Annotated in this window: 10 protein-coding genes and 1 tRNA gene; 2 read left to right on the plus strand and 9 right to left on the minus strand. The window is 54.2% G+C overall.

The genetic code is table 11. The annotated features are described in order from the left end of the window. Positions 1-93: 93 nt before the first annotated feature. Together ppsA and WBL42_RS08240 are read right to left on the minus strand one after the other, a co-directional pair. Positions 94-2514 carry a phosphoenolpyruvate synthase gene (gene ppsA / locus WBL42_RS08235; protein WP_424720798.1) on the minus strand — a complete coding sequence of 807 codons (2421 nt, stop codon included), beginning with the start codon at positions 2512-2514 and terminating at the stop codon, positions 94-96. Between the two features lie 329 nt (positions 2515-2843). Beyond that, positions 2844-2915, minus strand: a tRNA-Arg gene (locus WBL42_RS08240). A 603-nt stretch (positions 2916-3518) separates the two neighbouring features. On the opposite strand from WBL42_RS08240, the gene WBL42_RS08245 reads away from it, so the two are divergent. After that, positions 3519-3689, plus strand: coding sequence for a hypothetical protein (locus WBL42_RS08245; RefSeq protein WP_424720799.1), 171 nt, complete (start codon positions 3519-3521; stop codon positions 3687-3689). A 202-nt stretch (positions 3690-3891) separates the two neighbouring features. Then, positions 3892-4881, plus strand: coding sequence for a DUF1616 domain-containing protein (locus WBL42_RS08250; RefSeq protein WP_424720800.1), 990 nt, complete (start codon positions 3892-3894; stop codon positions 4879-4881). A gap of 305 nt (positions 4882-5186) precedes the next feature. Here the strand turns inward: WBL42_RS08250 and WBL42_RS08255 are convergent, their stop codons facing one another. From WBL42_RS08255 to WBL42_RS08285, 7 genes are read right to left on the minus strand one after another with little or no spacing between them, the layout of a single operon-like run. Further along, the gene (locus WBL42_RS08255) at positions 5187-5963 is read right to left on the minus strand and encodes a hypothetical protein (protein ID WP_424720801.1); all 777 of its coding nucleotides are present in this window, start codon (positions 5961-5963) and stop codon (positions 5187-5189) included. Between the two features lie 3 nt (positions 5964-5966). Next, positions 5967-6434 (minus strand): hypothetical protein, encoded by a 468-nt coding sequence (locus WBL42_RS08260; protein WP_424720802.1) that lies wholly within the window; start codon positions 6432-6434, stop codon positions 5967-5969. Continuing rightward, positions 6434-7744: a DUF58 domain-containing protein gene (locus WBL42_RS08265; RefSeq protein WP_424720803.1), complete on the minus strand. Its 1311-nt coding sequence runs from the start codon at positions 7742-7744 to the stop codon at positions 6434-6436. Before WBL42_RS08265 ends, WBL42_RS08260 begins: the two co-directional genes overlap by 1 nt. 3 nt (positions 7745-7747) lie before the next feature. Further along, on the minus strand, positions 7748-8875 hold the full coding sequence (locus tag WBL42_RS08270; RefSeq protein WP_424720804.1) for an AAA family ATPase: 1128 nt from the start codon (positions 8873-8875) through the stop codon (positions 7748-7750). An 8-nt stretch (positions 8876-8883) separates the two neighbouring features. After that, a complete protein-coding gene (locus WBL42_RS08275) occupies positions 8884-9771 on the minus strand; it encodes a DUF4350 domain-containing protein (RefSeq protein WP_424720805.1) in 888 nt (295 codons plus the stop codon). Further along, positions 9758-11563 carry a hypothetical protein gene (locus WBL42_RS08280; RefSeq protein ID WP_424720806.1) on the minus strand — a complete coding sequence of 602 codons (1806 nt, stop codon included), beginning with the start codon at positions 11561-11563 and terminating at the stop codon, positions 9758-9760. The genes WBL42_RS08275 and WBL42_RS08280 overlap by 14 nt, the downstream gene beginning before the upstream one ends. Beyond that, positions 11560-11820, minus strand: coding sequence for a hypothetical protein (locus WBL42_RS08285; protein ID WP_424720807.1), 261 nt, complete (start codon positions 11818-11820; stop codon positions 11560-11562). The genes WBL42_RS08280 and WBL42_RS08285 overlap by 4 nt, the downstream gene beginning before the upstream one ends. Positions 11821-12530: the final 710 nt, after the last annotated feature.

A 12530-nucleotide genomic window follows, 5' to 3' on the forward strand; every position in this document is an offset into this window, starting at 1 on the left:
AGCCGGCTAAGGGTTTCAACAGAGCCAAAAAAATGTCAAAATGCCTGTAACCACGGTATAATAATACAGGCCCGCCTGATTATGCAGGAGCATTCATTTTGTTCTTTCTTTTTCCAGGCGTTCTTCCATCTCAACCACTTTCAGGGTGATCTTCATCACGGAGTCCGGGTTGAGGGATATTGAATCGATGCCCTCCCTGACCAGGAACTCGGCGAACTCCGGGTAGTCGCTTGGTGCCTGCCCGCAGAGTCCGCTGTGGCGCTTGTTCCGCCGTGCGCCCTGTATAGCCATGGATACGAATTTCATCACGCCGGGATCCCGCTCATCGAAATCGTGGGCAACCAGGCCGGAGTCACGGTCGACCCCGAGTGTGAGCTGGGTCAGGTCGTTCGAGCCAATCGAGAACCCGTCGAACAACCGGCTGAATTCATCGACAAGGAGGATGTTGTTTGGGATCTCGCACATGACATAGATCTCAAGCCCGTTCTCCCCCCGCTCGAGCCCGTTCTTCGCCATCTCGGCCAGGACTTTTTCAGCCTCGTCTACCCGCCGGCAGAACGGGATCATGATGATCAGGTTCGTGAGCCCCATCTCTTCCCGGACCCTCTTCATCGCACGGCATTCAAGTGCAAACCCCTCGCGGTATCTCTCATCGTAGTACCGGGACGCACCGCGGAAGCCAAGCATTGGGTTGGATTCAGCAGGTTCGAAATTACTCCCCCCGAGGAGGTTGGCATACTCATTGGTCTTGAAGTCGCTCATACGGACAACAACCGGCTTTGGGTAGAAGGCTGCCGCGATCGTCCCGATACCCTGCGACAGTTTCCCGACAAAATATTCTTCCGGAGTATCGGCCCCATATGTGAGTTCCCCGATCTGTGCCCTGACGTTCTCGTCAGTGACTTTTTCCGGGTGGACGAGTGCCATCGGGTGGATCCTGATGTAATTGCTGATGACAAATTCCATCCGGGCAAGCCCTATACCGTTGTTGGGTATCATCGAGAAGGCAAAGGCCTGGTCAGGCTCCCCGAGGTTCATCATGATCTCTGTTTTCGGGCGCCTGAGGCCCGCCAGGGAGACTTTTTCCACGTGGAACGGCAGGATGCCTTCGTATACCACTCCCGCGTCCCCCTCAGAGCAGTTGACCGTGACCTCCTGCCCGGTCCTGATCTTTTCCGTAGCATCATTGGTCCCGACCACTGCCGGAACACCGAGCTCCCGGCTGACAATTGCTGCATGGCAGGTCCGCCCGCCCCGGTTGGTAACGATCGCTGCGGCGGTCTTCATGACCGGTTCCCAGTCAGGGTTCGTTGTATCTGAGACCAGGATCTCCCCGGGCATGAACTCGTGGAGGCGGCTCACGTCGGCGATCACCCGTGCCCTGCCGGACGCGATCTTTTCGCCAACGCTCTTTCCCTTTGCAAGCACCGGCCCCCGTTGTTCAAGATAATAGGTCAGGAGGACATCCTTCGCATCCTGGGAGTGGACGGTCTCGGGACGTGCCTGCACGATGAACAATTCCCCGGTTATCCCGTCCTTTGCCCATTCGATATCCATCGGGACAGGCTGGTTTGCTTTCTGCGAATAGTGGTCCTCAATCCGGAGAGCGTACCCTGCCAGCACGAGGATCTCGTCATCCGTAATACAGAAACGCCGGCTATCCGATTCGGGGACTTCGACATTCCTCGTCAGGACCTTGGATGTCCCCTGCCCGTAGATCATCTTGATCTTTTTATCGCCAATGTTTTTCCTGACAATTGCCCTGTGCCCTGTCCGAGCCGTGGGTTTGAAGACATAGAATTCATCCGGGTTGACCGCACCCTGCACGATATTTTCGCCAAGGCCGTACGAGCCGGTTATGAAAACTACATCCCGGAACCCGGTCTCGGTGTCGAGCGTGAAGATTACTCCGCTCGAAGCCATGTCGGAGCGGACCATCTTCATGATCCCGATCGAGAGGGCGACCTTGAAATGGTCGAAATCCTGGTCGATACGGTAGGAGATCGCCCGGTCGGTGAACAGGGAGGCAAAACATTTACTACAGGCCTCCCTGAGCGCAGGGTATCCACGGATGTTCAGGTAGGTCTCCTGCTGGCCGGCAAAAGATGCGGTGGGGAGATCTTCTGCGGTAGCCGAGCTCCTGACCGCAACATCAGTATCGGGGCCATACTCTTCGCAGAGCCGGTCGTAGGCCGAGCTGACCTCGCTCCAGATGCTGTCAGGGATACCGGCGCCGAGAATCAGGTCCCTTACTTTTTTCCCCCGGTCCGCAAGATCGACGACACTGGTCTTATCGAGACCGGCCAGGGCCACTCTTATCTCGTCAAGGACACCCCCGGTTCTCACTACATCCCAGTATGCATCGGCGGTTATTGCAAACCCGTTTGGGATCTTCACGCCTGCCTTCGTCAGATCCTGGTACATCTCGCCAAGCGAGGCATTCTTACCCCCGACACTGGCGACATCTTCGTTCCTGATCTCATTAAACCAGCGTATATATTTTGCAGGGCTCATACCATGCTCTCCGGTTGACGGCTGATATACGTTGGCTTTCGAACCAGATTTTGAAACAATTGCGAATTGATCGGAATGGAGACATCCAACATTCCCTGCAACGCATTGATAATGCAAAATCAGACACCTGTCGCATCAAACAGTTCCTGTACGCTTTTTAACTATCATGTTCTGTCCTGTAAATCAGAAAACAGGGGTCTTTGTAAATATATCCCATAAAAGATGCACCCGGAAAAAATTTCTACGTACAGAGTGCGTTTTTTAAAACCGTAACCGTGCGAAGAAACCGGAGAACCCGGGGTAACAGGATCCAGACGTGAAAAGTGATACGCCTCGGCCGGGATTTGAACCCGGGTCAAAAGCTCCGGAGGCTTCTAGGATGTCCACTACCCTACCGAGGCAGATTCTTACTCTTAAGTGTCAGAATACCCGATTTCTCAAAAACCAGGCTCCGGTTCCGGACCATGGCAGAATCAAAAGGCTCTGGACACTTCCATATCATAGAGGTATGAATAGCAGAAAAACATTTGCAGCGGCCGGTGGATGCCGGTGTTATTGAATCATGACGGAAATTGCTGTATCCTGCGATGTTTTCCCGGATGACGCGCATCAGACAGCATAACCACAAAACGCCGTTCATCCGGGTACTCCTTATTTTTTCAAAACAGCATGATCTTCATTGAACGCTGAAGATGCACCTCATGAGGACCCTGAAAGATGGTGTCCATCCGGAATTTCCGGAATATCGTCCTTGGAAAAGCCCGCGATGAGTCCGGTGCAGATCCCGGAAACATCTCTTTTTATTATCCGTATTCCCCGTCCTCCTCTTGGGGGAGTTTGTCACCGTCTCAATCGGACCGTTGAATTTCCAATGGTACCGGTTGAAGGGGGTACTCACTTTTCCCCCCATAATCGCATGAGCCCGGGTTAACCCATGGGCGAAAAATGATCCGGGAAGTCACCGGGCAGATGCCTATTTATCGGAATTACGAGAATGCATTACTATGAAGTACCAGGACCTGAAAACCCCCCGGGTTACAGGGATAATTTTTGGGCTGATCGTAGCGGTCATGCTGACAGGATTTCGCATACCCCCGGCTTTTGCACTCGCCGTGGGTATAATTTTTGGCATTGTGGTGTTTGTTGTCCTGAACGACAATAAAAAAGAGCAATAAATCTTATCCTGGCGGCGTTACGGTAATGGGATGCCGCAGACAGAACTGATGGGTTTTGCCGGGAATTCTCCCGGGAAACTATTCCCCAAAACCATTTTTGATTCCGGTCGGAATACCCGGGTGTGCAACAATACCGTACCTCTGAAAAAGCAGGACCGTATTACGCGACATAACTATTACATCAGACTACGTACCCGGTAATATGGAGCGGATGCAGCACCCTTATGAGACCATTATCGACGCATTCGCCCGCATGAGCATTCCCCGCGACCTTCTCGCATGCGAACTCTGGCTGGCAGGAGCCATTTTCACCATCTATCTCCCGTACCTGGATGCGTCGTTCCTGCGGGTCCTTTTTGGCATACCCCTCATACTGTTTATTCCCGGCTATGCAATTATCGCTGCGCTCTTTCCTGCTGCAAAGGATATCGATGGGATCGAACGGATCGCACTCTCGTTCGGGCTCTCCATTGCCGTCGTCCCCCTTACCGGCCTGGTCCTGAACTATACCCCCTGGGGGATCCGGCTTGACCCCATCGTCACCTGCCTGAGTATCCTCACGGTCGCATTGTGTATTGCTGCCCAGTATCGCAGGGCCCGGCTTCTTCCCGAAGAGCGGTTTTCGGTCCCGTTCCGTGAGATGTACCATGCAGTTTCCGGCGAATTTTTCAGCAAGCCCGGCAGCTCCCGCACCGACCGTGTCCTCTCTGCGATCCTGCTCATCGCTATTATCGCGGCAGTGGCAACAACTGTTTACGTAGTCGTTGTGCCAAAGGAAGGTGAGAAGTTCACGGAGTTTTTTATCCTTGGTGAAAACCAGAAAGCAGCAGATTATCCGACAGATCTTGTAACGGGCGTAAACAGTTCTCTTTTTATCGGCATCGGCAACCACGAATACCGCACGGTCAACTATACCGTTGAGACGTATTTTACGAATATGAGCGTTGATGAATCAACCAACACAACTACCCTTGACCGCATGGACCTTATTGACCGGTTCACCGTATCGGTCCCGGATAACCAGACCGTCATCCAGCCCTACTCCTTCACCCCGGCCACGACATCATTCAACCGGATTGACCTCCTCCTGTTCAATGAGACCGTACCGGATGACCAGGTACAGGGTATGGACAGGATCAACCTGAGTTATCGCGACCTCCACCTCTGGGTCCGGGTCAGGCGGTCTCCCTGACCAGTCTTTTTTTGGACGGAAAGGAGGTTTTAGTGAGCCCGGTGTGCCCCGGGCCTGGACACGCAACGGAAGTGGGCACCTGAAACACGTCATTTTCTGATATCCGATGATCTCTTTCCATGGTGTGAGCAACCGGCTACCCCCCCGAAGGATAATCCTGCAGGCTGCGTTTACCCCGGGAGGGCACCGGAGATTGGATGCCCTTCATCGTACCGGGGAATATCCACGGTTTCCTGAAACGAGAGATTAACGCACGCAGGGAGAGCCGGCAGGAAAGGTACAATCCTGCCAAAAAACCGTGAAAATTATTCATGGAGCACGGAAAAGACCGCTGTCACTGCCGGTTGTCCGGGGTCCGGGGCACAGCGCTCCAGCTGGATGACATTTCCCGTCCCCTCTGCAAAAACCGTTGCAAAGAGGCTGCAGACCGGGCAGGGGTTTGCCGTGCAGCACCGGGGGGATTCAAGGGTCATTGCCCTGCATCCCCCGACGAGCCGGTACCCTTCCATGCGTACCGTGATGCTCTCACCGTCCTGCGTTGAACGTACCCGGTCTGCAACTTCGAGGACTTCCTCGCCAAGTTCCCGTATGAGTTCCTTAAGTGCGTCCAGGTCCGAAGGGATCACGAGGTGCTCCCGCTCGCGGAGCAGCCGGAGCAAAGGGGCGCACGAGGGTTCCATCTGGATCCCGGCTGTATCGGGTCCCGTGACAAACGATTCCCTGGACAATGGTATACCGTGATAGTCTGCGACTGGCAGGAACTGCATGGTAACGGGCCTTTCATCCCTGCCAGCCGGTATAATACATGCATTTCCCTGGATACCAAGATCGGCGCATGCCCGGGTGAAGTTGATACTCCCCTGGACGGGAAACAGGCTCAGGTACCGGAGGTCAAGGGGGTCACTGCCGGATAACGCGGCAAAAAAGATACCCGTAAGGAGGCATACAAGGCCGGACACCACAACTGCGGCGCTGGTGAAATCGCCCCGGTTTGTCAGGAGTGCGGTAGTGATAAGGACACCTGCCATGATGATCAGGACAAGGGATGCCTGGTAGTTGGGGTTCTTGGGAAAATATTTCATTTCTCAGGCTCCGGTACACTGTTTTCTGAACTGGTAGGTGCGGACAGACCGGGCTGCAAGAATTATGGCTGTCGTAATCCCGAGGGCGAGGAGTGGCAGCAGCACATGATTTGACACCTGGATAACCAGTGCGAAAAGGAATGAACTGCCGCAGAACAGGGCAAAGAGTTCGAGATCCCCGCGGGATGCAAGGATTCCCAGTGTTCCGCATACGATGCCGGCCAGCATGCACACGGCAAATAACCCCACCCAGAGGTTCATTATGCCGCACGCAACCACAAGGGGTTCACCGCTGCATACCAGGTAGAACCCGCGGTCAGGCCGGTTCCGGGTGAGGACCAGGACACCGGAAACGAGGAAGAGCAGGGCGATGTTGAGGTACCACACGGGTGAGGCCAGCAAAACGGTACTGCCGGTAATCCCTGCACCCAGCACGATCAAAAACCGGTATTCCGGCAGCTGGTAGTTCATCACCGTACCCCTGGCGAACCCACCGGGTAATCCCGTGTGCTGTAATTGCCCGCATGAGTGGCATCCACGATCCGCAGGTGGACCCTGATCATCCGGGACTGTAACGGCCGGACAACATGCCGGATATGGCTGGTGTCCCCGCACCCGAGCGAGAAGAGATAGGCATCAGTCATCAGGAGCTGGGAGAGCGTCCTTGCGACCTGCCCGGAAAAGACGGGAGCCCGCTGGAACTGCAGAACACTGAGGTACCGGTTGCGCAAAAGCTCATAAAACGCATGCGTCTGCGTATCCGTTGTCTGTTCGGCAGCATTCTCGATCTCGCGGACATGTGACCGGAGGTCTGAACGGTCCGGCATGTGATAGAAGTGGACAAACCGATCTGCCGGATGCATCCATTCCCGGAGTTCAGCAAAACAGCGCGGGATGTTTTTCTCCTCACGGATCAGGTGAAGGATATTTGGCCCGGAGATGATGAGAACCGAAACATACTGGTACGTCTCTATGGTATGCCTCACCATGCCGGTAGCTTCTGATACCATACGGTTGAACTCCTTCTCCGGATAGGGTGCACCGTTCCAGGGGAGATCGATTATAACCAGGGGCGGGTGGCTCATCACCCCGGCATATTTCCGGATAACGAGCTTGTCGTATTTGGCGGAGATCTTCCAGTCGACATGGCGCAGATCATCGCCAATGCAGTATTCCCGCAGGGAATGGATATCCGCGCCACTCCGTACGCTTACCTTCCGGTTGTCCCTGGTACCATCCGATAACTCCGACACCGGCGCTGCAAATAACCCGGTCGGCAGGACAACGAGAACGGGATCGCGATCCCGTTCCCGTGTCAGCTGGACGGAGTCCTCAAAAAAGAGGTTACGGATAGTCACCGATATGCCGGAAAACTGCTTTGATCCATGACTGACAGGAATGATCCGGTAGCTGCACCTGTGGGTCTGGAGAGATGGATCCGGGCGGGTCGTGACGGTTGTGATACCCTCTGCAAGGATCGTATCGGGAGGGAGCAGGTCGGCGATCTGTACGTGCATCCGGGATGAACCCCGGAACGTAATCGTGGAAACCACTGGGACCGGGGTGCCTTTCCTGACAGGATTACGGCCCGGGGATCGCCGGATTTCCACGGACGTGACAATTTCCTGCAACCGGCGATCGAAGACCAGGTATTGCCCGAGTATGCCGGCAATAAGCGTTCCCCCGGCAAGAAGGACTGCCATATTATCAAGTACGAGCGCACTGGCTGTGAGGAGGAGGCCGATCAGGCATAGCCCCTGGGTACACCGTTTCAGCAGCAAAACTCAGAGCACCTCGACTTTTGCCAGTATCTCATCCATGACCTGACCCCGGGTGAGCCCCTCGATCTCCGCATCGCGGGAAAGGATAATCCGGTGAGACATGGCGGCCCGGGTGATCTGCTTGATGTCATCAGGAATGACATACGTGCGGTTGTTAAGGGCGGCCATTGTCTTGCCCCCGCGGACAAGGGCGATCGAAGCACGGGAGGACCCGCCAAGCTCAATATCCGGGTGCGTCCTTGTGGCAACAACCAGGTCCCGGATATACTGGAGTACGGGTTCTTCGATGGTCACCTGGCGGATCACCCGGATATAATGTTTGAGGGTCTGAGGAGTGAAAACCGGGTTGAGGGTCGTGGAAAATGCATCCCAGTGGAGCAGGCCGGAGTTTGCGCGTTTTATTATGCTGAGTTCCTCCTCGGCACTCAGGTAGTCCGACCGGATACTGAACATGAACCGGTCGCGCTGGACTTCGATTAACGGGAAGGTACCTTCAAATTCATGAGGGTTCTGTGTGGCAATGACGAAAAACGGTGACTGCATGGGCAGGGTAATACCGTCGAGCGTCACCTGGCGTTCGCTCATTGCCTCTATGAAGGCACTCTGCGATTTCGGGTTGATACGGTTGATCTCATCCACGAGCAGGATATTGGTAAAGACCGGGCCTTTCCTGAGGACAAATTCTTTTTTATTGGGATCAAAGATCCGCACGCCCAGCATATCCGCAGGCTGGATATCGATTGCACCCTGTATCCGGTTGAAACTGCACCCGGTGATCAATGCAATGGACTTCGCAATCGTTGTTTTTGCGGTACCGGGTACACCTTCTACCAGGATATGCCCCTCGTTGAGGAGGGCAATCAGGATCAGGTCGATGATCTCGTGATTCCCGACGATAAATTCATTCAGTTTATTATTGATTGCAGCAGATAACCGGGAGATCTCGGTTACCTCCTTTTTCAGGTCTGCTGCCGACAACCGGGTTATTTCCGGGCTATCGTTGTTTGCTATGTCAAAACCATCGCCGGTCGCGGGTGACCCCGGGGACGTGGACGACCTCTCTTTTTTCCCGTCCCGTGCAGACATCCGGGTTATATCGGCAATCTCTCGCTCCAGTTTGTTATGCTCCATCCTTCCACCTAAATCATCTTCTTTTTCCATGCCCAGGCTATGCAGAGCATCAGCAGGCATAGTATGAAAATTTCAATGTTTACTGTATTTCTTACTAGTTGAAGTATTTCGCTGAACCCGTTTGCATCAGCGGTACGGGAGTTCATCTGGTCGATCAGCACCGGGCCGTCACGGCTGGTGATATTCCGGATAAAGTCCCGGTTATCCCCGTTCTCCACCTGGGCATACATGGAGTTGATGAAGATGCTGGGATCGGAGAGGATGATGAGCCGGCCCGGTCCTATGGAATCTGTTGCCAGGACCGGGAACGTTCCCATCACTTCTCCCGCATGGAGCCTGCGATCCCCAATGGTATCCTCCCAGCTCATAACCGAGGTGAGCATGAGGGGAGTACCGCCGTCAAGTGCAGCGGGACGGTCCAGTGCAAGCTCCCCCGGAAGAGAGAGCGTGTTCTCTCCTGCAGTACGGTACACCACTACCAGGTAGGGGTCAGAATACCTGCGGTCAAGACTTGACAGGTTGCCGGGGAGGATGGAGACCCTGCTGCCAATCCCTGCCAGGATCTCATTCCCGGTCCCGAAGTCATCGGCAAGGAAGATCGTGTTCCCTTCCTGAAGAAATGTCCTGTACGCTGCAAGTTCCCCGGTCGTCGGATGGCGGTACGGCGCGAGGATCAGGAGGGTGGCGTTGGGGCGGTAGCCGGTAAGTTCTCCCGGGGCAGTGATGTCGACAGTCCGGTGGCGGTCGAGATCGGAAAAGAACGAGGACGTGCCGTTCCAGTCGGCATTGTAGCGCGAGAACTCCATGGTGTTTCCGGAGAGGTGAATGAGGAGAATAAATGCGGCTGCAAGGAGGACCAGGCTGCAAATCCAGATCGCGGGCCTAATGCTCTTCACCCCCCATCAGGTCATCGGTGGAATGCAGGGCGGCCTCAAATACCGTCTGGTCATGTTCCGAGGGCTGGCCGCTGTACCGGATCCGTTCATAGGCAGAGATCAGCCGGGCAAATGGTCCGCAGTACGGTTTTCCCCTGCAGTTCCGCGATATCTCCCGCGCAGTCAGTGCCTTGTACCGTTTGATGCGGAAGTCCCGGGCAATACGTACCGCCAGCTGTTCATAGACCCACCGGGATGCTGCGTTCAGCCCGTGCTCGTCCAGCATCCATGCGTAATACGCGACCAGGGAGTCTCCTCCCGATTCCCGTGCTCCGCCGGCCTGACTCTTACCATACGGTCCGCTGCTGCCGGCCAGGATGAGGAAAGAATCCGCGTCCGCAGGGAAGTCTGTATCCCCGGGAGTCGTCGGAAGGGGAATTTTTTTCCTGGCCATCCGCCGCAGGTAGAACGCTGCCGCTACAACAAACAGGAGAACAATGCCAATGATGGAGATAATGAGCCACAGGTACCCGTAATCCGGTGCAGGACCCCGGGCAACCGGGATATCCACGACCTGCGGATCACTTTCCGAAGCATTGATCGGATACCCGTCACCGGAAAACGCGGCAATAACGGTGTGTCTCCCGGGGGGCAGCTGGACTTGCTGCACGAACTCCCCGTTCACGCCGGTTTTTGTGACGATGACGTGGGACTGGTCCCAGGTGAGCTGGATCGATGCAGACCTGACCGGAAGGTTTGCCATGACAAAACCGGTACAGTTGACATCGCCTTTCCAGTCCGGTTCGCTGACGGTAAGGTTGGTGACCGAATCAACGGGAATAACCGTCAGGGTCCGGTTCACCGAACGCGAAGTGGGAGAGCGGGTATAGACGGTATGGCTTCCTGCACTGATCTCTCCGACAGGGATCCTGGTATCATAGTACCCGAAGGTATCGGTCAGGATAGTGGATTCCGGCTGGTCGTCAATATAGAGAATTATCGGAATGTTCTCTGACCGGAGCGTGGTATTCCCGTTGAGTGCCAGCGAGATCCCCATATATTCGATGACATCCCGGTATTTTCCTGTATCCGGCCTGAGGAACAAGGATACACGGTCTTCCCCGGGAATGAGGGACGTGTTCACGGGGATAAAAGTCGAGGCTTTCGGCTGCTCGATCTCCTGGACGATCTGATCGACATCCGCCTGGCTCTTTTGGTTTTTTGTCATATCGAGGCCGAATTTTGCCCCGGTCGCAACGATGTTCGTGGTTGCATTCCGGTACTGTTCATTGAGGCCATTTACCCGTTTTCGTAATTCATTGCCCTGCAACCTGACCGTTGTCAGCATATCCGTGTTGTTCTGGTCACGGTACTGGATTTCCATCATCTGCAGGGAATCCAGTGAAACGGAGGTGTTCAGCAGGGAATCCAGGATCTGTTTCTGCACGGCTGTGTTTTTTTCAATCGCCTGGATCTCACTCTCGTTCATGTCCAGGTGCACGATCAGGTTTGATAAGGAACCCTGGCTTTTTTCGAATTCATCAAGGTCGCGCTGGGCCTGGTCGAGATCATGGATCCGGATATCGAGGGTGACCGGCCCGGTACCATCGATGACATCCTGGATCCGGGGTACGATATCGGTGGTGCTGTTCAGTGACTGCAGCTGCAGGACTTCAACATTATCATGGAACGGGGAGGAGAAATTGTCCTTTTCGAGAGAATAGAGCAGGGGGGAGGGGACAAAAAGTGCCACCTCGAGGAGAATGCTGATAGTGAGGATGGCAAGAACAACATAACGGAAATTCACATTCATTTGTATACGATCTCCATGACTTTCCCGGCTACAATTCCGCCAAAGAGGAGAATCCCTGCTGCTACGGTATATTTAATATATCGCATATACGGGGGAAGAGAGAACCGCGTATCCATCAGTTCGACGATAACAAGGAGTCCTATCAGCCAGAGTACGAAGAAGATCTCCAGATCGAAGCGATAGGCAAGGAGCATGAATATGCTGATGATCATGAGCCAGACTGCAATGACGACGACGGCGAGTATCTTCTTTTTCATCGGTCCCGGGTTAGCATTAGGAATTCAGGCTATAGGTATTTTTCTTTCTCTATTGCGGGATACAATATCGCCCGGCCATTATTAATGGTATTTGTTTTCCTGGCGTACATAATCCGGGCCTGGTGCGATCTCCTGTTACTGGTTCCTTATACACGAGCTTAATTCCGTGTGCCCTGTCAGAAACCATTACAAATAGTAACGCTCCCGGGGTTTTACCTCCGACACTGTGGCAACCCCCCAATGCGGTAACTCCCAAAACAGGTAATTCCTGCTGCATCGTCGTGAACAGGAGCGATGAGGGGTACTGGCACTGTCCCCTCCCCGATCTTCCCCACCTTCCTCTCTGAAATAGTGTCTGAAAATTATCCTGACACAAGGAGTTCACCAGGCCCGTTTCATACACCGTTCCTTTGCTGGCCGGTGATTAGTCAGGAAAAACAATACCAAAAATAATGTATAATAGGAGACAGGACTTTATCCCATGGAAAAAATTCAGATTCAGTTTAAAGAATCTGATTATAAGATTTACTATGATTATTGTCTGAAATATTACCAGGCGCACGATACGGTGAGAAAACAGTCCCTGCACGCGTTCCTCGATCTTTTTGAGAAGGGGATCATCCCTGTTGAAGAGCAGGATATCCGGCAGGCCCGCCAGTTCCTCTCGGGAAAATGCGATGACCTCAAACGGGAACACAACGGTACCGACG

The organism is Methanoregula sp., from assembly GCF_049686655.1.
GTDB lineage: Archaea > Halobacteriota > Methanomicrobia > Methanomicrobiales > Methanospirillaceae > Methanoregula.

Bases quoted from the DNA above. Each gene is read 5' to 3' on its own strand.
- ppsA (WP_424720798.1), bottom strand. From the start codon at position 2,514: ATGAGCCCTGCAAAATATATACGCTGGTTTAATGAGATCAGGAACGAA.
- WBL42_RS08245 (WP_424720799.1), top strand. From the start codon at position 3,519: ATGAAGTACCAGGACCTGAAAACCCCCCGGGTTACAGGGATAATTTTT.
- WBL42_RS08250 (WP_424720800.1), top strand. From the start codon at position 3,892: ATGGAGCGGATGCAGCACCCTTATGAGACCATTATCGACGCATTCGCC.
- WBL42_RS08255 (WP_424720801.1), bottom strand. From the start codon at position 5,963: ATGAAATATTTTCCCAAGAACCCCAACTACCAGGCATCCCTTGTCCTG.
- WBL42_RS08260 (WP_424720802.1), bottom strand. From the start codon at position 6,434: ATGAACTACCAGCTGCCGGAATACCGGTTTTTGATCGTGCTGGGTGCA.
- WBL42_RS08270 (WP_424720804.1), bottom strand. From the start codon at position 8,875: ATGGAGCATAACAAACTGGAGCGAGAGATTGCCGATATAACCCGGATG.
- WBL42_RS08280 (WP_424720806.1), bottom strand. From the start codon at position 11,563: ATGAATGTGAATTTCCGTTATGTTGTTCTTGCCATCCTCACTATCAGC.
- WBL42_RS08285 (WP_424720807.1), bottom strand. From the start codon at position 11,820: ATGAAAAAGAAGATACTCGCCGTCGTCGTCATTGCAGTCTGGCTCATG.